This window comes from Corallococcus sp. CA054B (assembly GCF_003611625.1).
In the GTDB taxonomy this organism is placed as follows: Bacteria; Myxococcota; Myxococcia; order Myxococcales; family Myxococcaceae; genus Corallococcus; species Corallococcus coralloides.
The window spans coordinates 23,620-45,816 of the sequence record NZ_RAVY01000013.1 but is presented as its reverse complement, the minus strand read 5'-3'; the positions used below and the strand labels follow the sequence as shown (position 1 = coordinate 45,816).

Here is a 22,197-nt window from a genome sequence, read left to right as displayed (position 1 = left end):
CCCCGGAGGCCACACCCGCGGAGCAGTTGGCGGAGGTCTTCTGGGCAGGGCTGCACAGGATCATCCGCCTCAAGCTCACCTGCTCCGGATTCCAGGGATCTCCAGCAGAAGTGCTGGCGCAGCCCCTCGTCGCCACGCGGGTGCAGGGCCCGAAACCCGGAAAGCGCTCCCGGTAGCGTTCACCTCCACCCGCAGGGTGGCCTCTTTCGGCACGCGCGCGTCCACGTGTCCGATACCGTCTTTTTGCGTCTTGTATTGGATGGCGTCCTGTTTCATGGGGAAGGCTGGCGCGCGACCGAGGGGCCGCCAACTGGCATCCCGGCAACACGCTGTGTGAACATTGGACGTCCCATGAAAAGGTCCCATTCAACCCATCCCGGTGAGTCGGGTCAGGCGCTCGTGGAGTCCGCGCTGGTCATCCCGGTGATGGTGTTCCTCATCCTGGGCATCCTCCAGTTGGGCACGCTCCACCATGCGCGGCTGATGACGGAGTACGCGGCGTACCGGGCGGCTCGCGCGGGCATCGTCAACAGCGGCGACTGCGAGATCATGAAGAAGGCCGCCTACGTGGCGCTGCTGCCCACGCTGGGTCCTCCCAAGTCCGGCGGCAAGGGCCGCGTGGACACGCTCATCAACGTGGCGCTGGTGCATGACGCGTACACGGACGAGAACCTGGCGGACCAGAACCAGCGCTACGAGCAGGTGGACCTGGAGCGCGTGCGGGTGGAGGTGCTCAACCCCCGGCGCAGCCAGCTGCCCACCCTCTTCTCCTCCTATGGCTCGCACCTGTCGGGCCTGGAGGTGGACTTCGACGACATCCGCAACGCGCAGGTCATTGAAGCCAACCTCCTCACGGTGCGCATCACGTACTTCTACGAGATGCGCATCCCGTTCGCGAACTGGCAGCTGCACGCCTTCTACATGGGCCGCGAGGCGCTCAACGGCCTGGCCATGCGGGGCGTCAACTTCACCACCCAGAAGGTGAACGGCGGCAGCCTCACGGCCCACCTGGAGGACCAGGGCGCGGGCCAGAGCGACGACCACCAGAAGATCCGCACGCTCGCGGACAGCAACGTCTTCGCCATCCCCGTCGTGGCCACCTATTCGATGCGCATGCAGTCCAACTTCCTCAACGGCGCGCATGGCCCCACCTCGTGCGCCGTGGACGGCTAGCGTCCCCCCGGCGCTGGCCAGAAGGACCCCCTCGGATGTTCCGGATGATGCGAAGACTGCGCCGCGACGAGCGCGGGCAGGCCATGGTGCTTGGGGTGGTGGTCATGCTGGTGCTGGCCGTCACCATCATGACGTCGGTAGGCATTGGCCAGGGCGTCTACGAGAAGATCAAGCTGCAGGACGCCGCGGACGCGCAGGCGTACTCGCTGGCGGTGAAGGAGGCGCGGGCCTACAACTTCCTCGCGTACACCAACCGCGCGATGATCGTGCACTACTCCGCGATGCTCACGCTGATGTCCTACGTGAGCCACGCGGTGTACCTGGACCGCACCATCGGCGTCGCGGCCAAGTACCTGCAATACATCCCCGGCATCGGCGCCGTCTTCACGGCCGTGTCCACGGCGATAAAAGCCTGGAAGGTGACGGTAGAGACCGTCTCACGATTGCTCATACCCGTGATTACAGCGCTCAACATCGCGCTGTGGCTGGCCCAGGAGGCCATGCTCACGGGGACCCTCTTCGACCTCTACACCACGAAGGGGCACGGGGACGTCATCTCCAAGACGGACCCCCGGGCGGACGTCACCGAGGACATGGACTCCGGGCAGTCCTTCAACAACGCGTCCGTGTCCTCGCTGTTCGGCAACCCGAGCGACATCAACTACTCCAACGCCAAGAACTTCCTGCACGTCCTGGACGACGGCCCCTTCAGCAGCAGTCCCACCATGGGCGTGGACCCCACCGGCATGCTCACGCGCGGGAAGCTGGTGACGGGCAACAAGCTGTCGGATCCGAACATGGCCAAGTACCGCCTGCTGATGGGCAACCTGGCCAACGGCGTGCGTCGGCCGTGGACGGCCGAGGGCGAGGGGCCCATCCTCATCGGGCGCAGATGGGAGTTCCGGCTGTGCGTCGGCATTGGCGAGCTGCGCATCCGCAAGACGGCGGACAGTCAGATCAAGAGCTTCGACGAGAACTTCGAGAACAACCGCAAGGATCAGCTCTTCGCGTCGGACGACATCCGCATCGAGGTGCGCCCCACCTGCTTCCTGTTCGGCTGGAGCGACGTCTTCCGGCTGCGCTTCCGGGCGGCGGCGGACAACCGGGGCGGCTTCCACCAGGAATACGGCTCCAACAAGACGGATGACCACCACCCGTGGCTGGGCATCACGCCGTTCATCACGTCCGACACCAGCTTCGTCAGCCCCCGGCAGAACCACTTCGGCTACCCGTGCAACCTCATCGTCCTGGGCAAGGACATGGGCGCGGAGCGCAGCGGCAACAAGCCCGTCTACGAGCTGGAGAACCTGAAGAACAACGCGTTCATGGAGGGCAGCGGCAACGGCAAGTACAACACCGCGGAGAACAACGACGAGGGCATCCGCGAGTCGTACCTGGACATGACCTGGGAGTACGTGGGCGGCAAGCAGGACGGCTACGCGGCGGACTTCCGTCAGCGCACGGGCGGCATGATGGCCATGGCGGTGGGCCGCGCCGTCTACCACCGCCCCAACGCGTGGAAGGAGGAGCCCAACTTCTTCAACCCGCTCTGGACCGCGCGCCTGGCGCCCGTGCAGACACACTGGGACGCGGATCACCTCAGGTGGCTGGTGCCCGCATGGGAGGACAGCGAATGGCTCATTCAAGGCATCAACTACTGATGCGCCCTCGTCCCCTTCACGTCCGCCGCGCATCGCGCGGAGCGGCCACGGTGGAGCTGGCGCTGCTGGCGCCGCTGCTCGTCGTGCTCGTCCTCTGGGCGAACTACTTCTGGGAGGTCCAGCGCGCGCGCATCAAGATGGCGGAGCTGGCGCGCTTCGTCGCCTTCGAGCGCACCATGCGCCAGGACGTCTCCACCATCGCGGCGGAGGCGCGGCAGCGCTACCAGGACCTGGATGGCTCCACCAAGACGGGGAATCTGGGCACGGCCTACCGCAACGGCATCACCATCCAGGTCCAGGCCCAGAACGCGGACGCGCCGCTCGAAAGCGTGGAGATGTCCAAGATGGGTGGGCAGGCCGGCGTGGGTGGGCTGGCGGGCGCGGCCATTGGCGCGCTGGGCGGTTCGCCAGAGCAGCTGGTCCAGGACATGGGGTTCGACCCCAGCGTGGGGGCGGTCCAGGCGGACGTGCAGGTCCGGCTGGTCAACCGCATCATCCCCCGCGAGATCGCCCTCTACACGACGGGCTTCGACGGCAACCAGCTGGACCTGAACTTCCAGGAGCGCTTCTACCTCTTCCACGACACGTGGAAGGCGTGGGGGCCGGGTGATGCTCCGTCGCAGACGTATCCGCGCGTGGAGCAGCTCACGCATGACCGCTCCAGCCAGATCGTCTACGCGGGCGTCAGCGGCGGGGCGATGAACTCCATCTCGGCGGTGCTGTCCGTGCTGGGACTCGATTTCCCCTTCTCCGACGAATACATCCGCCAGTCCGTGGTCATCCGCGCGGTGCCGGACGCGGGCCGCTTCAACGCGGTCCGGCCCACGCGCACGGTGCCCGGCGACGTGCTCCAGGCCGCCTACTGGCGCAACGACACCAGCTACTGCTACGGCAACTGCGAGCCCAACGCCATCCGCACGAAGCGCGGCCTCTCCAACTCCGGAGGCCGGGGCGACAACTGGCCCATGCGCTCGTACCGGTGCCGGGGGAACTTCTTCCAGGGCGCGACCATCTCCAACCAGCCGGAGTCCGTCTACACGCAGTCCACGACGGCGGCGGCGGCGTACTTCCACTACAACAGCGACGCCTGCACCCCATGAGCGGACTGACGGACCACACGGGCGCGCTCACGCGCTGGCTGGGCCTGGGCGGGTTGCTCGCGCTCGTGGCCACCGCCGCGCTGCTGAAGGACCCGCCGGCCCCGGCGACGGACGCCCCGGCGAAGCCTCCCGCCACGCCGGAGGTCGCCCTGCCCCCAGCGCCGCCGTTTCCGGATGCGGGCGTGGGCCGGGTGACGCGGGTCATCCCGCCCTTTCCCGGCGCGGTGATGGTGCCCATGGGCCGGCTGGTGACCAACGGCAGCCCCATGGAGATGCTCTACTTCGAAACGGACCACCCGCCGGGCGAGGTGCTGGAGTTCTACGCGCGGGAGTTCCGGCTGAAGGGCCGCCACATCGTCACGCAGGACGACGGCGCGGGGGGCGGCTCCGTGAACTACTACGACGAGCGGCTGGGCGCGCTGGTGGCCGTCACCACCATCCGCGTGGGTGGCGCCAAGACGCGCACGCTCGTGTTCCCCTCATTGGTGGAGGCGCGCGAGGGCATCCACCTGCAGGGCACGGCGCCCGCGTCGCTGCCGCAGCCCCCGGGCGCGGTGACGGTGCTGCGCGTGGACGAAGGCAACGAAGGGCTGGGCGCGGGCAGCACCACGCTCACGCAGGTGGCGCACGGCACGCCCCAGATGCTCGCGGAGTTCTACCGGGCGCAGCTGCCTTCCAAAGGCTACGCGCCTTCGGGCCGGCGCCTCGCGCGCGGCGTGGAGGTGCTCGACTTCGAGCGCCCCGGTGAGCGGCTGTCGCTGACGCTGGCGCCGCTCGACAAGGACGGTCCCCCCGAATCCCTCATCACGTTCGTGCTCGAGCGTGCCCAGCTTCCCCAGGAGTCGAATCGATGAATGGCTGGTTGTCGCGTGGCTACCGGTGGATGCGGCGCTCCCGCTCGCGGGGGCAGGCCATGGCGGAGTTCACGGTGCTGCTGATGGCGTTCATGTTCGGCGTCGGCGCCATCACCACCTTCGCGCCGGAGATGTTCGCGGCGCTCACCATCTACATCCGCGGCTTCTACTGCGTGCTGGGCTACCCGTTCGGCTGAGGCCTCGGGTCAGGGCACGGGCAGCCGGGGCAGCGACAGTGGCACGGAGTCCAGCGAGGGCCGGGCCCCGGTGCCGCTCTTCTGCGCCGTCCAGGTGACCTCCGCGTCGCGCAGGGACTCCACGCCGAACACGGGCACCCGGGCCGCCGTCACCACGGTCATCTGCTGGCCGGACTCCAGGCGGAAGGTCTCCTCGCGGCCCTTGCCCGCGAAGGGGCCGGCGCGCACATCGGTGTCGCGCTGGCGGACGGGCGTCCCCCGGAGCGCGGCGTGGTCCGCGAGGAGGTCCACCGGGATGGCGACGGGGGTGTTGGGCGGCACGGTGATGGCCAGCCGCTCCACCATGGCGCGGCCGGTCCCCGCGCGAGCCACCCAGGCGATGAGGAGGGCGCGGGGCGCCGTCTGGTAGTCCAGCTCCACCTGGTAGAGCGTGTCGCGTTCGCGCGGCGTCTCACCCACGACAGCCGCGCGCACGGGGAAGGTGACCTGCTTCGAACGGACGGTGTATTCCACCCACGTGCCCACGACGGGCTGGAACTGGCCGTAGAGCAGCAGGGGCGGCACCAGGGCGCGCGCCTCCGCGAGGCGCTCGGGGGCGATGGGCGGATCCGCGGGGGCGGGCGTCCCCGCGTCGGCTGGGGCCACCGTCGTGGCGGGAGCGAGGCCCGCGTCGGGCGCGGCGGACATGGCCGGCGTGGCGGAGAGCAGTACGGCGGTGCACACGGGACACAGGAGGCGGCGCATGGGAACAGCACTATCGGTCCGGGGCTCCACGCCGGACAAGTCCGGGGGACACATGGGACGGTTCCTGACGCTGCTCGCGTTGCTGCTCGTGGGCCTGGGGGCCCTGCCCGCGCGGGCCCAGGACAGCGCGCCGGATGCGTTGTTCGGTCTGCCGCTCGTCGGGCGTGAAGGCGGCTGGGCGCGCTACGTGAACATGTCGCCGGACGGGCCCCCACAGTTCGTGATCAAGATGGGCGGTGCCGGCCGCCACGAGGGCAAGCGCGGCCGGTGGGTCATCATCGAGCTCGACGTGCCCGCCGCCGGACGCGTGGGCTTCGACTTCCTGGTGGAGGGCGAGCGCTTCAGCGCGAAGAGCGTGCTGCTCCTGCGCCTGCGCGTGCCCGGCCGTCCGCCGAAAGACACGCCCGCGCCGTTCAACCAGCCGGGCGCCGACCGGAGACCCCACCCGCTGCGGGAGACGACGGAGGACATCGCCGGAAGGAAGCTGGCGGTGTCGGAGTACTCGTACGCGGGAGGCATCATCGCCCAGTGGTCTCCCAGCGTCCCGGTGCTGGGCCTGGTGCGCGTCTCCGGCACGCAGTCCTTCCAGCTGGAGGCCTTCGGCGTGGGCGGAGACCCGTGGAAGGACGCTACCGCCGCCGGGAAGTAAGGCCGGCTCCGACGAGCGCGGTCCGCACCGCGTCCTCGTCCGCGCTCGCGAGCCGCGCGGCCAGCAGCAGCCGCGTCCCGTGCCCCGCCTGGAGGCGCACGCGGGGCAGGTCCCCCTTCTCCCGCTGGAACGTGAACCACTCCAGCCGGGAGAACGGCGTGCGCCGCCCCAGCGAATCGATGAAGCCCGTGGGGCCCAGGAACAGCGCGGGCACGCCATGCAGGCCCACCCCCGCGAGCCACCCGGCGACGCCCAGGCAGAACGTGGCGAGCGCGGGCCGCCCCTCCGAGGAGAAGAGCCGCAGGCCCACCAGCGCCAGCACGGCCATGGTCGCGAGCACCAGCGCGTAGGTGCCCATCTCCGCGCGTGAGCGCAGCGCCAGGAGTCTTCCGCTCCGCAGCAGCCCCACGAGCGCGCCCAGCGCCACGAGCGCAAGGCCCGCCGAGGCCACCGCCACGCCCAGCGCCATCATCCCGGGGCGGCCTCCCAGCTCCCGCGACTCGCGAACGAGCCACGCGGCGCAGCCCGTGAAGAAGGCCAGCGTCACGCCCTGGAAGGCGGCCGTGGAGACGGGGCGCGTGGGGAGGCTTGGAGGCGTCACGAGGTCTTCCTACACCATCGCGCCCCGCCGGGAGCACTCAGGGCGCGGTGTACTCCCGCCGGCGGTAGTCGAGCCGGACCGCCTCCGTCTGCCCATGCAGCAGCGGGTCCTGGTAGATGCAGACGCCCCCGGGCAGGTCCGCGCAGCGCGGCGGCAGCATCCGTTCCATCACCTGACGGATCAGCGCGTCCGACAGCGCCTGCCCCTCGAAGTGCGCGGACCGCGCGTGGATGAACCGGGAGAGGGCCAGCGGCGCGACCCAGGACGTGGTGGCCCGGGTGATGGGCAGGATGTCCACGCCAAAGGCATCCACCTGGAGCAGCGGCGTCCGGTTGTGCTCGAAGGGCCGCTGGGGCAGCACGCCCGTATTCACATACACGTCCGCGTTGGCCTGCCCCGGCCAACCGCCGAGGGACGCATGCGCTCCCCGGCCCTCCGCGTCCAGGCCGGACTCGAGCACCGAGAAGAACCCCACCCGCAGCCGGTTGGGAAACAGCTCCGACGCGAAGTCGAAGGGGTTCTCCTCCGGGCTGACGGCGTCGATGGCGGCCTGGGCCGTGAAGACGCCCGGCGTGTGGAAGAGCGCGGCATAGATGGGCGTATAGGCCGCCAGCTTCCCGCGCAGCACGGAGTCGTCGGGGAGGGGCCCCTGGCAGGACGCCAGCCAGTCCTCGCGCACCGAGGCCAGCGTCACGCCCGAGCTCAGGTTGACGTAGCGCACGCCGTGCTCCGCCATCAGGGTGCGCAGCCCGTCCGCGACGACCGAGGCCTTTGCCCGGAGGCGCTCGAAGGACGCAGGCGTCCCGGAGGTGTCGCAGAACTCCTCGGCCGCGAAGGTCTGGAAGCGCAACGTGTCCAGCAGGACCAGGGACTGGTGCGGATTGGTCTCCACCAGCACCGAGAACACGAAGCTGCCATGGCCCGCGCTGTCGTTGGCCTGGTCGGGGTACGTCTCCGAGAGCAGCGGCTCCAGCGAGCGCAGCTGCTCCGCGGGGATGAAGTCCGGCGACGCGAAGGACTGGAGCACCCGGTAGAGCGTGACGGGGAGCCGCCAGGAGAAGGAAACCGGCGTCAGCCGTCCCTGCCCGTCCACTCGGAAGTACCCCCGGAGGCGGTTCTGGTAGCGCAGCGTCCGGAGCGGCAGCGTGGGGAAGTCGTCGATGACGAGGATGGCCTCGCCGCTGTCGTGGCGCATCGCGAACGCGCCAGGGTCGAAGGGGAAGTCGCCCCACTCACACCCGTCCCCGCCCGGCCGCTCCCGGAAGCATGTGTCCGCCAGCACCGCCTCGCGCGCCGCCTGGAGCCGCGCGGCCAGGGCGGGATCCATCTGCTCACTCAAGGGCGGGTCCCCGGGAGGGGCCGGCTCGGGGACAGGGGTGCCGCAGGCGCAGAGCGCCCCCAGGAGCAGCGCGGAGAACCAGGACCAGGGTGGGACGGGTGGCATCACGGCCTCGCGGGAAGACGGTGTCGCCATGCATACGACCCCAGCCCCGCATCCTGGCGCGAGGAGGTCCCCTTTCGCGCGCGGCTACTTCAGCTCCGCGAGCACGTCGAACACGGAGGGCCGGTGGGGCTTCCAGCCCAGCGCGCGGGCCCGCTTCGCGCGGATGCGGCTGTTGGACGCGAGCGCCAGCCGCCCCAGCTCCACGCCCCAGCGCTTCTCCCCTTCCTGAAGCGGCACGCTGCCCACGGGCAGGTGGAGGCTCTTGCCAATGGCCGTCACCACGTCGCGGAAGTTCGCCTCGCCGTTCTCCGCGAAATAGAACGTCCCGGCCGGCGCGCGCTCCAGCACCAGGAGGTACAGGTCCGCCAGGTCCTCGATGTGCACGTTGGACCAGACGTTCTCCCCCTTGCCGATGTAGCGCGCCGTGCCCGTCTCGCGCGCGTATTGGATGAGCGGCGGCAGCTGCACGCTGTCCGGGTTCAGCCCCAGGCCCTTGCCGTAGATGAGGCACGGGCAGATGACGTTCGTGTGGATGCCGTCCTTCGCGGCGTCCAGCACCGTCTTGTCCAGCGAGATGCGCGCCACCTTCTCCGGCACGGGCTCGATGGGCGTGTCCTCGTCGTGCACCCCGGCGGTCAGCTCGCCGCCCGCGTCGGTGGCGACGATGCTGGAGCCGCTGGTGTGGATGAAGTGCTTGCCGGAGCCTTTCAGCGCGGCGAGCAGCGCCTCCACCACCTTGCGCTCGTCCGCGGACGCCGCGTTGATGACCGCGTCGGCTTCCTTCGCCAGCCGCGCGAGCGCGTCCAGGTCGTCGAACGACGCGACCGTCGCCTGGATGCCGCGCGCCTCCAGCTCCCGCGCCTTGTCCTGCGTCCGGGCGGTGCCCACCACCTGGTGTCCCGCCGCCATCAACCGCGCCGCCACCGACCCGCCGATGTACCCCGTCGCGCCCAACACGAAGACTTTCATGATCCGCTCCCGTGAATGGGAGGGAACGTGCAGTGTTCCCCCGTGGACGGGTAGTGGCTTGTCGGGCACATGTCCTGTTCCTAGAGTTCTTGAATGACCCTCATCCAGGAGCCGCTCGCCGGGCTGGGCGCCTTCGTGCGGACGCTCGAGACGGGCAGCTTCAGCGCGGCGGCCCAGGCGCTCGGCGTGTCCCCTTCCGCGGTCAGCAAGACGGTGGCCCGCCTGGAGGGCCGGCTGGGGGTGCTGCTCCTCCAGCGCGGCACCCGGCGGCTCCAGCCGACACCGGAGGGGCTGTCCCTCTTCGAGCGGGGCCAGCGCATCGTGGCGGAGCTGGAGGCGGCGCAGGGCGAGCTGCGCGAGTCGAAGGGGCCTCGCGGCCCGCTGCATGTCACCGCGCCCATGGACCTGGGCCGTCACTGGCTGGTGCCACGGCTGCCGGCGTTTCTCGCCGCGTATCCCCAGATCCAGTGCGCGCTGGGGCTCACGGACCGCTTCATCGACCTGGTGGAGGAGCGCGTGGACGTGGGGCTTCGCATGGGAGAGAGCGCGGACACGCGGCTCGTGCGGCGGCGGCTGGGAGAATCTCGCGCCGTCATCTGCGCCTCGCCCGCGTACCTGCGCCGGCACGGCACGCCCCGGAAGGTGGCGGACCTCCAGCGCCATGCGTGTCTGGCCTACCTGCGCGGCGGGCAGCGCGTCTCGTGGCGACTGGATGGCAAGGAGGTGGAAGTGCCCGGCCCCTTCGCGTCCGACAACAACGAAGCGCTGCTGACGTTGGCGCAGGAGGGCATGGGCATCGCGCGCCTCCCGGAGTTCGTCGCCACGCAGGCGCTGGCCTCCGGACGGCTGCGCGCCGTGCTCGGCGAGGTGCACTCGCCGGGGCCCGACGTGTTCGTCGTCTATCCGGAGCGCCGGCACCTGTCGCCCCGCGTCCGCGTGTTCGTGGACTTCGTGGCGGACGCGTTCGCGCGCGAGGAGGCGAGGCCGGGCACGAAGCCCCGGCCCCGCCGGTGACGGGGGTCAGTAGACCTTGTCGCCCTTCTGCACGCCGAAGCCGGAGGCCGGCATCTGGACGCCGTTCACCGACGTCCCTCCGTTGTGGATGGAGGGGAACATGGGCTCCATGCTCTGCGGGAACCCGAACGCGGGCTTCGTGAGCTCGTCCAGCCGGGCCATCTCCTCGGCCGTGAGCTTCACGTCGGCGGCCTTCACGTTGTCCTCGAGCTGCGAGATCCGCCGCGCGCCGATGATGGTCGAGCCCACGCCCGGCTTCGCCATGACCCAGGCCAGCGCCACGCGCGCCGGGGTGCTCTCATGCGCCCGCGCGATGGCCTCCAGCGCGTCGACGACGGTATAGGTCTTCTCGTTCAGGAAGGGCTCGAGGAAGGCGCCGCGGTCTCCCTTCAGCTGGCCCGCGTTCTTGCGGGTGTACTTGCCGCTGAGCGCGCCGCTCTTGAGCGGGGACCAGGGGGTGATGCCCAGCCCGTGCTCCAGGGCCATGGGAACGAGCTCCTGCTCCACGCTGCGCTCCAGCAGCGAGTACTCAATCTGCAACCCGATGAAGGCTGACCAGCCCCGGAAGCGCGCGGTGACGTTGGCCTCGACGACCTTCCAGGCAGGCGTGTCGGAGACGCCGAGGTAGCGGACCTTGCCGGCCCGGACCAGGTCTTCCAGCGCGGCCATCGTCTCGTCCATGGGCGTGTGCTTGTCCCAGTTGTGCAGCCAGTAGAGGTCGATGTAGTCGGTCTGCAGGCGGCGGAGCGAGTTCTCGCACGCAGAAATGATGGACTTGCGGCCGGAGCCGCCCCCGTTCGGGTCGCCGGGGTAGAGGTTCCCGCTGAACTTCGTGGCGATGACCAGGCGGTCGCGCCGGGCAGCGTGCTTGCCGACGTGGTCGCCGATGATCTTCTCGGAATGGCTCTTCGTGTAGAAGTTCGCGGTGTCGATGAAGTTGCCGCCCAGTTCGATGAACCGGTCGATGATCTGCTCGGACTCCTTCACGCTGGTGCCCCAGCCGAGGTCTTCACCGAACGTCATCGCACCAAGGCACAGCGGGCTCACGCGCAGGCCGGAGCGGCCGAGCGTGACGTAGTGGTCGAGAGGCATGGGGTCTCCTGGGGTTGTGTTACCGTTTCAGGGAGGCCGAATTGGTTCAGCCTTGAATTGATTTAATTTTGTACCAATTTCCGCGCAAGGGCCCATGTCGAAGATCGACCCGGCGAAGATCTGGTCGCTGAACTACAACCTGTTGATGTCGGTCATCGCGGGGGTCTCCCCTGACATCAGCGGGCTGGGGTTGGACACGAAGGAGCTGTTCGTGCTGTCGCAGGTGGAGGAGCACCCCTACCCGGCCGAGCTGGCGGCGACCCTGAGCATGCCGAAGCCGACGATCACGGTGTACGTGAAGCGGCTGGAGGCGGCGGGCTTCCTGCGCAGGGAGCTCGACGCCGAGGACCTGCGGCGGCACCGGCTGCAGGTGACCCCGGCGGGTCGCAAGGTGACGGCGAAGGGGCTCGCGATGCTGTCGGAGGCGTTCGGCGCGAGGCTCGGCCGCTTGAGCGCGGCGGAGCAGGCGGAGCTCCGGAGCCTGCTGGAGAAGATGAGCTGACGGCGGCTTGAATCCAGCCGATCCCCTGGGGCGTAATTCAGGCCATGACGCCGAGGCGGTTTCCGCACGGCCGGGAGTTCCCCACACATGCAGACGCGTCGCGCGGGTGAAGTGGTTCTGGGTGCACTGGTGTGCTGGATGCTCGCGGCCTGTGGCGGCGGCGACAAGGTGAAGGTCCGGGGCCACGTCACCAACGGAGGCGGTCAGCAGTCGCAGGGGCTCATCGACGGTGCGCCCGCGCTGGCCGGGGACGGGACGGTTTCGGCGGCGGCCACGGTGCGGATCAGCCGCGTGGTGGCGTCCGGTGACCTGGCCACGCTGGCGGAGGCCGACGTCGCGGCGGATGGCAGCTACACGCTGGAGCTGGACGACGCGGGGCAGCGGCTGGTCATCGAGGCGGTGAACCGGGCGGGTCTCACGGTGGGCTCCGCGGTGCTGGACTCCACGACGCCGCAGTCCGGTCAGGAGGTGCGCACGGCCCCGCCCATCACCAGTGAGTCCTCGCTGGAGGCGGAGGTCTTCGTCCAGATGGCACGGGACGGGGACGCGGCGAACAGCGTGGACACGGTGGACCTGCGCGCGCGGCTGAACGCGGAGCAGGCGGCGGCGGTCCGGGGGCAGCTCAAGGAGACTGCGACCGAGTCCGTGGAGGCGCTCGCCGCGGCGGTGCGCGTGGCGCAGGCGACGCGGATCAAGGCGTACACCCGGGCCGGAGTGGCCGTCACGCAGGAGCAGCTCTTCAGCGCGTCATTGGATGCGTCCGCGCAGCTGGACGCGGCGCTGGATGCCGGTGGACAGTCCGCGGCGGGTGCCTACGACACGTTCTTCGCGGCGGTACGCGCGGCCACGCCCCAGGCGAACGACGCGCAAGACCAGCAGGCGGAGCGCGAGGCCAGCGTGGCCTATCGCATGGCGGTGGATGCGCGGCTGTCGTCGGGAGCGGGGACCGCGGTCGCGGACGCGTCGATGCGGGCCGCCGCCGCGTTGGAGGCCCGGGCCACCGAGGCCGCCGTGAAGGCGCTGCTCCAGGGCGCGAGCGCCACCGACCTGACGGTGCAGCAGGCGAACACCGCCGCCACGTCGCTGCGCGCGAACCTCTCATCCGCCACGTCGGCCAGCGCCGCCGCGACGGCCTGGGCGAACTACAACGCTCAGCTCGCCACCGGCGGCAGCACGTCAGTGATGGGAGCGCAGCTGGGGGTGACAAGCAGCAACCAGCTCGCGTTCGACTCGGCGGTGCATACGGGAGCGCAGGCGGGCGCGACGCTGGAAGCCACGCTGGGCACGGTGCTGGAACAGTCCGGCAAGGCGTCCGCCACGGTGCTCTCGGACGCGGTGGTCAACGCCTTCTCCACCTATGACGCCGCGGTGCGCGGAGGTGCCACCGCCACCCTGACGGCCTTCGGCCCCAAGGCCACCACCGGAGTGGAGCTGCTGATCATCGCCGAGGGCTCGTTCCGGCTGCGGTAGGTGTGGCACCCGAGGCCGCGTCCATACGGACGTGGCCCCGGTGTCAGGTGGCGGAGTCCTCCGTCCGTGCACGGCTTCACAGGGTCCATTTGACTGTAGGAGCCTCACGGGAACGGATGTGTTCCCGGGGGGCTCCGCATGCGGATCCATTGGTCGTTACCGCTTCTGCTCCTGGCCATCGCCGGATGCAGTGGTGCCTCTCGCACGGTGCGACTGGACACAGGTGATGGGCCGTCCGTCAGGTTCCTTCCGCGCGCGGCTGACGCGCCAGTGCGGGTGGACACGCATGACTTCGTCAGAGCCGTGGAGAAACTGGCTCGTTCCGTAAGGCCCTCAAATCAGCCCCAGGAAGCAGCCCGACGCCTGTGGCAGGTGGAGCCGCGCAGCGGGTCATACCTGTTCGACCCGAGGAGCCGTCGCATCACACCGCTCGGCCCAGGCGAAAACTCGGAGGAGTACGCGTCTGCTTCGGACGCAGACCTGACGCGCGCCTACCTGCACTGGTGCGAACGCACAGGCAGACCTGGCGACTGTCTGCGACTACTGGTGGAAGGCCCCACGGTCACTGGGGATGGGCGCTATGCACTGGCCATGGCACTCGCCCAGGGTGTCGTCCTGGAGGAGTTGCAGGATGCATTCAGGGACATGGCCGATCCGCAGGCGGTGCTGACAACCGTCCTATGGACCTGGACCACGTATCTCATCCTGCTCTCGGTGCCAGAGCCCCTTTCCAAGGGGGTCGCGGCGGTGATGACCGCCACGCTCATCGCCTACGTGGGCGTCGACACCTTCTGGAACCTCATCGTGGGCTTCAAGCAACTGGTGGAAGCCGCGGACCGGGCCACCACCTTCGGAGCACTGCGGGAAGCAGGGGAACGTTACGGCAAGGTCATGGGCCGCAACGCAGCACGAGCCTTCGCCATGCTCACCACGGCGGCGATCGGCTCCACGGCCCCCTCATTGGCGACGAGGGTCCCCAGGCTCCCCGGCTCCGCACAGGCGGCCCTGCAGGCGGAGACCCAGATGGGAGTAGTGCTCACGGCAGTGGGAGACGTAACGGCGGTTTCGGTAGGTGCCTCGGCTGTCACGCTCACTCTTGCCCCCAATGCAGTAGCAATGAGCGCGCGGGACGCGCCCCCGGGTGGCACTTCCCTGATTCGCATCGGCATTCCAGAAGGAAGGGCGAAGCACATCTTCCGCTCGGCGCCTGGGCATCTCCCGGATACCCCCAGCAACCGGCGACTGCTCCAGGAACTGGCGGCGGATGAATCCGCGAGGATTGGAACCGACCGGTTCGGCAACATGTGGTCCGCGAGACTCAATCCGGATGGCACTCAACTCTGGGTCCAGGTCCGAAAAGGAGAGATCATCAACGGTGGACTGAACCCGGTGGCGCGCGACTACAACACCTAGATGGGACTCTCCGCTCCCACCCGCCCCTGAGGCCATGATGAAAGACGTGCTCACGATTAAAGAGGCCTACGCAGCGATGTACGAATACCTCAAGGGGCTGTACGCGCTGACTCCTTCGGACGAACTCGGCGGACTGCTGGGGAGCATGTCCCTGCTCGATGACGGCACTCCCGCGGACCCCGCCGTTTGGGCGGACTGGTTGCTCGCCGTGCAGAAGGCGCGGCAGGGCGCTGTCGACATGCGACTGAAGCTCAATTCGGAGTGAGCTCATCGGCAGGGCGACTTCGCCCCTGCTCCTGCTCCTCCCGCCGCAGCGAGCGGTCCAGCACAAAGTTCCCGAACGGCACCAGCGACGCACCGAACACCGCGAGCGAACGGCGCGCCGTCCAGCCGTGCTCGGACGCCGCGCGGAACAGGGACGACATGAAGAGCAGGAACAGCAGCCCGTGGACGCTGCCTGTAATCCGCACCGCTAGGGGCTGATCCAACAGGTACTTCACGGGCATCGCGATGAAGAGCAGCCCCAGGAAGGACATCCCCTCCAGGAAGGCCACCCACCGCAGCTGTCTCAGCGCATTCATGTGTCCACCCACGGCCAGCGCGGCCGGAAGACCATCAGCACCAGCACGCAGAAGAACGGCACGGCCGCCCAAAGCGCCCCCGCCACCGTGCGCTGCCCTCGGGTCGCCATGGCCACCAACGCCAGCTGCGACACCAGTGACAGCGTCAGCCCGCCCAAAACCCACGCCTCCGTCAACGCGATGTTGAACTGGAGCGTGAGCAGGTAGCCCGCCGTCCATGTCACCACCAACCCCGGTGACGCGATGGCGTGCACCGCGCGCTTGCGGTCCCGGGACTCCGTCGCGGCCAGCGCCCCCACGAGCCCGCCGCCGTAGAGCACCACACCCACGAACTTCAGCAGGAGCAGCAAGCGGTAGATCAACACCCGTCACACGTCCCCGACACGCAGTGGCGGCCATCGCCACGAAGCCCCGTCCGTATGACACGGCCCCCGCCTCCACCGTGAGTGGCGGAAACGCCATCTTTCGACGACTTCCCGCCACGGCCCCCTGGCTGGCGGGAACACCCCTGCCCTGGCATCTTCCCGCCATGCACACCGTGGCCATCGTCGCGCTGGAGGGAGTGGTGCCCTTCGACCTCTCGATTCCCACCGAGGTCTTCGGCCGCGTGCGGCTGCCGGGCGGCGGCGCGGGCTACGCGGTCCGCGTCTGCGGCGTGACGCCCGAGGTCCACGCGGGCGCGTTCCGGGTGAAGATGCAGCACGGCCTGGGCGTGCTGGCCCGCGCGGACACCATCGTCCTGCCGGGCATCGCGGATGTCTCCGCACCCTTTCCACCCCAGCTCCTGAAGGCACTGCGCGCGGCGGCCCGCCGGGGAACGCGCATCGCGTCCATCTGCTCCGGGGCCTTCATCCTGGCCGCGAGCGGGCTGCTCGACGGGCTGCGCGCCACCACCCACTGGCTGGGCACGGAGGAGCTGGCCCGGCGCCATCCCCTCATCCAGGTGGACCCGAACGTCCTCTACGTCGACAACGGCCAGCTGCTCACCTCCGCGGGCGCGGCGGCGGGCCTGGACCTGTGCCTGCACCTGGTGCGGCGCGACCATGGCTCCGCCGTGGCGGCGGACGCGGCGCGGCTGGCCGTGATGCCGCTGGAGCGCGACGGCGGCCAGTCCCAGTTCATCACCCACGCACCGCCTTCACCGGAAGGCGCGTCGCTGGAGCCGCTCCTGCGCTGGATGGAGGACCACCTGCACCGCCCGCTCACGCTCCCGGCCCTCGCCCGGAAGGCGGCGATGAGCGAGCGCACCTTGAGCCGCCGCTTCCGGGAACAGACCGGCACCACGCCGCTCCAGTGGCTCCTGCGCGCCCGCGTGCGCCGCGCCCAGCACCTGCTGGAGACCACCGGCCAGTCCGTGGAGGCCGTCGCGGCAGAAGTGGGCTTCCATTCGCCCACCACGTTCCGCGAACACTTCCAACGCTTCGTCACCACCAGCCCCCTCGCCTACCGCCGTGCGTTCCGGGGAGGAGCACGCCTCAGTGCTGGTGGCCGAAGCGCACCTCCACCCGCGGGTGCGCCGCGACGAAGGCGCGCAGCTTCTTGAAGCTCTCCACGCCGCGCGGCCCATCCTCCGTGAAGGTGCCCGGCTCCACGTCGTGCTCCCAGCCCCAGCGCGTGTGGCTGGCGTCGCCCAACAGCAGCACCGGCCCCTTCGTGGAGCGCACGAGGTACGCGGTGCTGCCCGGAGTGTGCCCCGGCACCCAGAGCGCCCACACGGAGCCGTCCCCGAAGATGTCCACCGCGCCGTCGAAGAGGCCCTTCGGGTCGGCCGTGTAGTTCCACTCCGACAGCGCCGGCTTGCCCTCCAGCGCGCGGTCCGTGGCGCCCTGCACCACCAGGTTCCGGAAGGCGCGCAGGCCCGCCTCGCCCGGGCCGGTGTAGACGGGCGTCCCCGCCGGCGCGTCCGCCATGCCGCTGATGTGATCCGGGTGCAGGTGCGTGAGGAAGACGCCGGAGAGCGGCTGGGGCTGCTTCGCCAGCCACTCGCCCAGCGGCGCCAGCACCTTCATCTTCTCCATGTGCATCGCGCTCGTGATGATGCCGCCCAGCGCCGAGCGCTCCGGCGCGTCCCGCAGCGCCGTCTCCACGCCGGTGTCCACGATGTACATCCCCTTCGTCGGGTGGCGCAGCGCGTGGAAGAAGACCTGCACGGGCTCGTCCCCGTCCTCCAACCGCGCTGCCTTCGCCGTCGGGTGGTCCAGGTTGATGAGGCCACTTCGGTCCACCGCCCAGTCGCACGAGGTGACCGTCTCCAGCTCCACCGGCCCGGGCACGTCCAGCTCCGCCAGCACCGCGTCCGCCGGCCGCGTCACGCCGAGCGCGGACTTCTGGACGGCGTGCGAGGACGTGGCGCAGCCGGTGGTGAACCCAGCGATACCGAGGCAGAGCGCGAGCAGGGAGGACTTCATGGCGGACTCCTTCTTCCTTCCGGCGCGAGGCACCGGGCGTTCGGGACAGGCGGCAAGATGCGAGATGCGCCCGTGGATGGAAATCCGCGAAAACGGCATGATGCCATCCATTCATGGATATCTCCTGGGATGACGCCCGGCTGTTCCTCGCCATCGCGGAGACGGGCAGCTTCAGCGGGGCCGCGCGGCGGCTGCGCATCGGACAGCCCACGGTGAGCCGGCGGCTGGCAGCGCTGGAGTACGCGGTGGGCTCGGCGCTGTTCCGCCGGAGCGTGGATGGCGCGGCGCTCACGGCGGCGGGAGAGCGGCTGCTCGTGCCCGCGAAGAAGATGGCGGAGTGGGCCGGAGAGCTGCACCGCGCGGCGGAGTCCGCGGACAGCTCGCCCCGGGGCATCGTGCGCGTGACGGCCACGCCCTACATGAGCTTCGACTTCGTGGCCCCCTTCGCCGCCTTCGTCTCCCAGAAGCACCCGGGCCTGCGCCTGGAGGTGCAATCCCAGATTCAGTACCTGGACCTGGGACGCGGCGAGGCGGACCTCGCGCTGCGCGGACGGCCTCCCACCAGCGCGGACCTGAAGCTCGTGGACACGCTGGAGGTCCCCAACGCCGTCTTCGTGTCCAAGGCCCTCAAGGCCCGGCTGCCAAAGAAGGTGACGCTCCAGCAGCTGCCCTGGGTGGCCTGGGCGCCTCCCTTCGAAGCCGTCCCGCCCAACCCCCAGCTGGAGTCGATGATCCCCGGCTTCAGTCCGTCATTCACGGCGGACCACTACCTGGTGATGCTCTCGGCGGCGGAGGCGGGCCTGGGCGCGATGGTGATGGCGCGCATGGAGCACCGCTTCACCCGCCCCACGCAGCTGGTGCCGCTGGAGCTGGACCTGGGGCCCTTCTCCCGGAGCCAGACCCACCTGGTGTGCGCGAAGTCCGCGCTGGACATTCCCCGCGTGCGACGCGTGTCGGAGCTGTTGTTGGAGGAGTTCCAACGAATTCGCCTGGGTCGATGAAAACCCCCAACGGCCGGAACCCCGCGTATTGTCCCCGCCATGCAATCCGTCCGCCCCGCCGCAGCATCCTACGTCCTCATCGACGCCGAGAACGTCGACTGGGCCGTCTCCAACATCGTCGGGCGCAAGCCCGAGCCCCAGGACCGGGTGCAGTTCGACCGGCTGGTCGCCTTCTGCGACACCTACTTCCCCAAGCCGGTGCGCTGCGTGGTGGTGCTCAACGCGCGCGGCGAGCAGCTGCCGGACGCGATGATTGGCTTCGTGCGCGCGCTGAAGTCCGCGGGCTGTGAGGTGGCGCTCCTGCACGGCCGTCCGGACCAGAAGGTCGTGGACCTGGGCATCCTCAAGCTGCTGGAGAACATCCGCACCCAGCGCCCGCAGGCGGCGGTGGGCCTGGCCAGCCACGACGGCGCGGACTTCGCGGAGGCGCTCAAGCCCCTGCTGGAGGAGAAGCGCCAGGTCGCCGTGCTCGGCCTGCGCGAGTACGTGAGCCAGAAATTCCGCGAGCTCACTCCGATGGGCCTGAAGGTCGTCGACCTGGAGCTCAACGCCCGCGTGTTCCAGCGCCCCCTCCCTCGGCTGCTGCCGGTCAACGTGGACGAGTTCGATCCTTCGCTGTTCGTCTAGCCGCGGTTTCCCTTCCGGAGTCCGTCCATGTCATCCGAGTCCGTCCCCCAGCGCGGCGCCGCGTCCGCTTCGCTGCACGCCCTGCTGGAAGCGGAGTGGCAGTACTCGCTCCAGCAGTACCCCACCTATGCGTCGCTCCTGGGGGACCGGCGCTGGAATGACCGGTGGGATGACCTGAGCCTCGCCGCGCTGGAGGCGGATCATCAGCACAGCCATGCCGTGCTGCGCCGGCTCCAGGACGTGGACCGCGCCGCGCTGGACAGCGACGCGGACCGGCTGCACCTGGACCTCTTCCGCCGGATGCACGAGACCTGGATTGAAGAGTACGGGGTGAAGTGGCACCTCATGCCCCTCAACCAGATGGGAGGCCTGCCGGAGGGGCTCAAGCAGCCGCCGGGGCTCCAGACGGCGTACCAGCTCGCGGACACCCTGCGCTTCGAGACGGTGCGGGACTACGAGGACTGGGTGAAGCGGCTGGAGGGCTTCGGCGCCTACGCGGATCAGGTGGTGGCGCTGATGCGCGAGGGCATGCGCCAGCACCGCATCCACCCGCGCATCGTGCTCCAGCGCATCCCGCCGCAGCTGGAGCGGCAGGTGGTGAAGGATCCGACGCAGAGCGGCTTCTACGGTCCCTTCAACCGGATGCCGAAGGGCTTCTCCGCCGAGGACGCGCGGAGGCTTTCGCAGGCGGGCCGTGACGCCATCGCGAACACGGTGGTGCCCGCGCTGAAGCGCGCCCTGGACTTCGTCACCTCGGAGTACCTGCCCGCCGCGCCGGAAGCCGTGGGCGTGTGGCAGTTCCCGGATGGCGAGGCGCTGTACACGGTGCTCGCGCGCCGGCACACGACGACGCGGATGACGCCGGAGGAGATCCACGCGGTGGGACTGGCGGAGGTCCAGCGGCTGCGCGCGGAGATGCACGCGGTGATGGCGCGCACGGGCTACACCGGCACGCTCCAGAGCTTCTTCGAAACGCTGCGCACGGAGACGCGCTTCTACGAGCCCACGGGCGAGTCGCTGCTCGCGCGCTACCGGGCGCTGGCCCGCCGCATTGATCCGCTGCTGCCTCGGCTGTTCCGGACGATGCCAAAGACCCCCTACGTCGTCGAACCCATCCCGGAGGCCATGGCCCCGGACGTGACGACGGGCTTCTACTTCCCGGCCGCCGCGGACGGCTCGCGCCCGGGCACCTTCCAGGTGAACCTCTACCGCCCGGAGACTCGGCCTGTCTGGGAGATGGTGCCCCTGACGCTGCACGAGGCCGTGCCCGGCCACCACTTCCAGGTGTGCCTGGCCAACGAGCAGACGGATGTGCCCGACTTCCGCCGCTTCACGTCCTACGTGGCCTTCGATGAAGGCTGGGCGCTCTACAGCGAATCCCTGGGCGACGAGCTGGGGCTGTACGACGACCCGCACGACAAGTTCGGCCAGCTGGCCTACGAGATGTGGCGCGCGGTGCGGCTGGTGGTGGACACCGGCCTGCACGCGAAGCGGTGGACGCGGAAGCAGGCGTTGGACTTCTTCATGGAGAACGCGCCACGCCAGGAGCTGGACATCACCAACGAGGTGGACCGCTACATCGCGTGGCCCGGCCAGGCGCTGGCGTACAAGGTCGGCCAGCTGCGCATCCGCGCGCTGCGGGACAGGGCGGAGGCCGCGCTGGGGACGCGCTTCGACGTGAAGGCCTTCCATGACGTCGTGCTGCTGACGGGCTCGCTGCCGCTGGACGTGCTGGAGGCGAAGGTCGACGCGTGGGTGGCCCGGGAGTCCGCGTGAAGCATCCGCTCGTCGCCGGGCTTCTGCTGGGCGGCGTGGCCCTGCTGGCGATGGCGGCCTGGGTCGCGGTGCGCAGCGCGCGCTACATCTCCCAGGAGGTGCACCCGCCCCGGCAACCGGTGGGCAGTCCTCCCAAGGACGCGGAGCTCGCGGGCCTGCGTGACGTGGCGTTCCAGGACCGTGATGGCCTCCAGCTCAAGGGCTGGTACCTGCCGCCGCGCGACGGGGCGCTCGTCGTCCTGGTCCATGGGCTCTCAGGCAACCGCACGCAGCTGTTGCCCGAGGCCCGCTTCCTGGCCCGGGCCGGGTACGGGCTGGTGCTCTTCGACCTGGGCGCGCACGGCGAGAGCGGCGGAACGGTGTCCACCTACGGCGACCGCGAGGCGGCCCAGGTGCGGGCTGCGGTGGACTTCGCCGCGCTCCAGCCGGAGGTGGACGCGAAGCGCATCGGCGCGCTCGGGTTCTCCCTGGGGGGCTACTCCGTGCTGAAGGCCGCGGCGGAGGATCCGCGCCTCAAGGCCGTGGTGGTGGAGGCCGCGGCGGTGGCACCCGCGCAGGCGCTCCAGGACGAGCTGGGCCACTGGGGTCCCCTGGGCCTGTGGCCGGCGCTGGGGGTGATGAAGCGCGCGGGCGTGGACGTGAACGCCGTGCAGCCCGCGCGGGACATGGCCGCGCTCGCGGGCCGCCCCGTGCTGCTGGTGGCGGGCGAGTCGGATCCGTGGGTGCCGGACGCGGCCCTGGACGACCTGCTGCGCCAGGGACAGGGGCCCTGGGAGAAGTGGCGCGTGCCGGGCGCGGGGCACGAGAGCTACCTCGCGATTTCGCCCGAAGAATATCCACGCAGGGTGCTGGCGTTCTTCTCGCGCTTTCTCTGAATGTGGTGGTTGGGGAGCGGCCGAGAGGCCGTCCGGATGTAAGGAA

At 70.0% G+C, this 22,197-nt stretch carries 24 protein-coding genes; 16 read left to right on the top strand and 8 right to left on the bottom strand.

The window, feature by feature from the left end:
- Window positions 1–351 precede the first annotated feature (351 nt).
- From D7V80_RS05605 to D7V80_RS05585, 5 genes are read left to right on the top strand one after another with little or no spacing between them, the layout of a single operon-like run.
- Entirely contained in the window at window positions 352–1,173 is an 822-nt protein-coding gene (locus D7V80_RS05605) for a TadE family protein (protein WP_120587171.1), read from the top strand.
- 35 nt (window positions 1,174–1,208) lie between these two features.
- Window positions 1,209–2,834, top strand: a complete 1,626-nt coding sequence (locus D7V80_RS05600) for a pilus assembly protein (protein ID WP_120587170.1) — start codon at window positions 1,209–1,211, stop codon at window positions 2,832–2,834.
- A complete protein-coding gene (locus D7V80_RS05595) occupies window positions 2,834–3,934 on the top strand; it encodes a pilus assembly protein (protein ID WP_233585156.1) in 1,101 nt (366 codons plus the stop codon). The genes D7V80_RS05600 and D7V80_RS05595 overlap by 1 nt, the downstream gene beginning before the upstream one ends.
- Window positions 3,931–4,788 carry a hypothetical protein gene (locus D7V80_RS05590; protein WP_120587168.1) on the top strand — a complete coding sequence of 286 codons (858 nt, stop codon included), beginning with the start codon at window positions 3,931–3,933 and terminating at the stop codon, window positions 4,786–4,788. The genes D7V80_RS05595 and D7V80_RS05590 overlap by 4 nt, the downstream gene beginning before the upstream one ends.
- Window positions 4,785–4,985 carry a hypothetical protein gene (locus tag D7V80_RS05585; protein WP_014395637.1) on the top strand — a complete coding sequence of 67 codons (201 nt, stop codon included), beginning with the start codon at window positions 4,785–4,787 and terminating at the stop codon, window positions 4,983–4,985. Before D7V80_RS05590 ends, D7V80_RS05585 begins: the two co-directional genes overlap by 4 nt.
- Window positions 4,986–4,994: 9 nt before the next feature.
- On the opposite strand, the gene D7V80_RS05580 is transcribed toward D7V80_RS05585, so the two are convergent.
- Entirely contained in the window at window positions 4,995–5,729 is a 735-nt protein-coding gene (locus tag D7V80_RS05580; RefSeq protein ID WP_120587167.1) for a hypothetical protein, read from the bottom strand.
- On the opposite strand from D7V80_RS05580, the gene D7V80_RS05575 reads away from it, so the two are divergent.
- Window positions 5,728–6,378 carry a hypothetical protein gene (locus tag D7V80_RS05575; RefSeq protein ID WP_233585155.1) on the top strand — a complete coding sequence of 217 codons (651 nt, stop codon included), beginning with the start codon at window positions 5,728–5,730 and terminating at the stop codon, window positions 6,376–6,378. The two genes, D7V80_RS05580 and D7V80_RS05575, sit on opposite strands and share 2 nt — an antisense overlap.
- Here D7V80_RS05575 and D7V80_RS05570 read toward each other — a convergent pair.
- The 3 genes from D7V80_RS05570 to D7V80_RS05560 are packed head-to-tail and all read right to left on the bottom strand — an operon-like array spanning window position 6,359 to window position 9,392.
- Window positions 6,359–6,979, bottom strand: coding sequence for a hypothetical protein (locus D7V80_RS05570; protein ID WP_120587165.1), 621 nt, complete (start codon window positions 6,977–6,979; stop codon window positions 6,359–6,361). The genes D7V80_RS05575 and D7V80_RS05570 overlap by 20 nt on opposite strands.
- Window positions 6,980–7,016: 37 nt before the next feature.
- On the bottom strand, window positions 7,017–8,453 hold the full coding sequence (locus D7V80_RS05565; protein WP_233585154.1) for a hypothetical protein: 1,437 nt from the start codon (window positions 8,451–8,453) through the stop codon (window positions 7,017–7,019).
- A 54-nt stretch (window positions 8,454–8,507) separates the two neighbouring features.
- Window positions 8,508–9,392, bottom strand: coding sequence for an NAD-dependent epimerase/dehydratase family protein (locus D7V80_RS05560; RefSeq protein WP_120587163.1), 885 nt, complete (start codon window positions 9,390–9,392; stop codon window positions 8,508–8,510).
- Window positions 9,393–9,485: 93 nt separating this feature from the next.
- On the opposite strand from D7V80_RS05560, the gene D7V80_RS05555 reads away from it, so the two are divergent.
- On the top strand, window positions 9,486–10,406 hold the full coding sequence (locus tag D7V80_RS05555; protein WP_120587162.1) for a LysR family transcriptional regulator: 921 nt from the start codon (window positions 9,486–9,488) through the stop codon (window positions 10,404–10,406).
- A 6-nt stretch (window positions 10,407–10,412) separates the two neighbouring features.
- Here D7V80_RS05555 and D7V80_RS05550 read toward each other — a convergent pair whose 3' ends face one another.
- The gene (locus D7V80_RS05550; RefSeq protein WP_120587161.1) at window positions 10,413–11,498 is read right to left on the bottom strand and encodes an aldo/keto reductase; all 1,086 of its coding nucleotides are present in this window, start codon (window positions 11,496–11,498) and stop codon (window positions 10,413–10,415) included.
- A gap of 94 nt (window positions 11,499–11,592) precedes the next feature.
- Between D7V80_RS05550 and D7V80_RS05545 the strand changes: the two genes are divergently transcribed.
- The 4 genes from D7V80_RS05545 to D7V80_RS05530 all read left to right on the top strand — a co-directional run bounded on the left by D7V80_RS05545 (window position 11,593) and on the right by D7V80_RS05530 (window position 15,148).
- Window positions 11,593–12,000, top strand: a complete 408-nt coding sequence (locus D7V80_RS05545) for a MarR family winged helix-turn-helix transcriptional regulator (protein ID WP_120587160.1) — start codon at window positions 11,593–11,595, stop codon at window positions 11,998–12,000.
- An 87-nt stretch (window positions 12,001–12,087) separates the two neighbouring features.
- Window positions 12,088–13,470 carry a hypothetical protein gene (locus D7V80_RS05540; protein WP_147446994.1) on the top strand — a complete coding sequence of 461 codons (1,383 nt, stop codon included), beginning with the start codon at window positions 12,088–12,090 and terminating at the stop codon, window positions 13,468–13,470.
- Between the two features lie 591 nt (window positions 13,471–14,061).
- On the top strand, window positions 14,062–14,883 hold the full coding sequence (locus tag D7V80_RS42155) for a hypothetical protein (protein WP_199738390.1): 822 nt from the start codon (window positions 14,062–14,064) through the stop codon (window positions 14,881–14,883).
- Window positions 14,884–14,917: 34 nt separating this feature from the next.
- Window positions 14,918–15,148, top strand: a complete 231-nt coding sequence (locus D7V80_RS05530) for a hypothetical protein (RefSeq protein ID WP_233585153.1) — start codon at window positions 14,918–14,920, stop codon at window positions 15,146–15,148.
- Here the strand turns inward: D7V80_RS05530 and D7V80_RS05525 are convergent.
- Both D7V80_RS05525 and D7V80_RS05520 read right to left on the bottom strand, forming a co-directional pair.
- Window positions 15,135–15,464 carry a DUF3817 domain-containing protein gene (locus D7V80_RS05525; RefSeq protein WP_120587158.1) on the bottom strand — a complete coding sequence of 110 codons (330 nt, stop codon included), beginning with the start codon at window positions 15,462–15,464 and terminating at the stop codon, window positions 15,135–15,137. The two genes, D7V80_RS05530 and D7V80_RS05525, sit on opposite strands and share 14 nt — an antisense overlap.
- Window positions 15,461–15,829, bottom strand: a complete 369-nt coding sequence (locus D7V80_RS05520) for a hypothetical protein (protein WP_120587157.1) — start codon at window positions 15,827–15,829, stop codon at window positions 15,461–15,463. The genes D7V80_RS05525 and D7V80_RS05520 overlap by 4 nt, the downstream gene beginning before the upstream one ends.
- A 164-nt stretch (window positions 15,830–15,993) precedes the next feature.
- Between D7V80_RS05520 and D7V80_RS05515 the strand changes: the two genes are divergently transcribed.
- Window positions 15,994–17,007: a GlxA family transcriptional regulator gene (locus D7V80_RS05515; RefSeq protein WP_120587156.1), complete on the top strand. Its 1,014-nt coding sequence runs from the start codon at window positions 15,994–15,996 to the stop codon at window positions 17,005–17,007.
- Here the strand turns inward: D7V80_RS05515 and D7V80_RS05510 are convergent.
- Window positions 16,940–17,872 (bottom strand): MBL fold metallo-hydrolase, encoded by a 933-nt coding sequence (locus tag D7V80_RS05510; RefSeq protein ID WP_120587196.1) that lies wholly within the window; start codon window positions 17,870–17,872, stop codon window positions 16,940–16,942. The two genes, D7V80_RS05515 and D7V80_RS05510, sit on opposite strands and share 68 nt — an antisense overlap.
- 113 nt (window positions 17,873–17,985) lie before the next feature.
- Between D7V80_RS05510 and D7V80_RS05505 the strand changes: the two genes are divergently transcribed.
- From D7V80_RS05505 to D7V80_RS05490, 4 genes are read left to right on the top strand one after another with little or no spacing between them, the layout of a single operon-like run.
- Window positions 17,986–18,873 carry a LysR family transcriptional regulator gene (locus D7V80_RS05505; RefSeq protein WP_120587155.1) on the top strand — a complete coding sequence of 296 codons (888 nt, stop codon included), beginning with the start codon at window positions 17,986–17,988 and terminating at the stop codon, window positions 18,871–18,873.
- A 39-nt stretch (window positions 18,874–18,912) separates the two neighbouring features.
- Window positions 18,913–19,500, top strand: coding sequence for an NYN domain-containing protein (locus tag D7V80_RS05500; RefSeq protein WP_120587154.1), 588 nt, complete (start codon window positions 18,913–18,915; stop codon window positions 19,498–19,500).
- Window positions 19,501–19,527: 27 nt separating this feature from the next.
- A complete protein-coding gene (locus D7V80_RS05495; protein WP_120587153.1) occupies window positions 19,528–21,276 on the top strand; it encodes a DUF885 family protein in 1,749 nt (582 codons plus the stop codon).
- Entirely contained in the window at window positions 21,273–22,151 is an 879-nt protein-coding gene (locus D7V80_RS05490; RefSeq protein ID WP_147446993.1) for an alpha/beta hydrolase, read from the top strand. The genes D7V80_RS05495 and D7V80_RS05490 overlap by 4 nt, the downstream gene beginning before the upstream one ends.
- The last annotated feature ends 46 nt before the right edge of the window (window positions 22,152–22,197 follow it).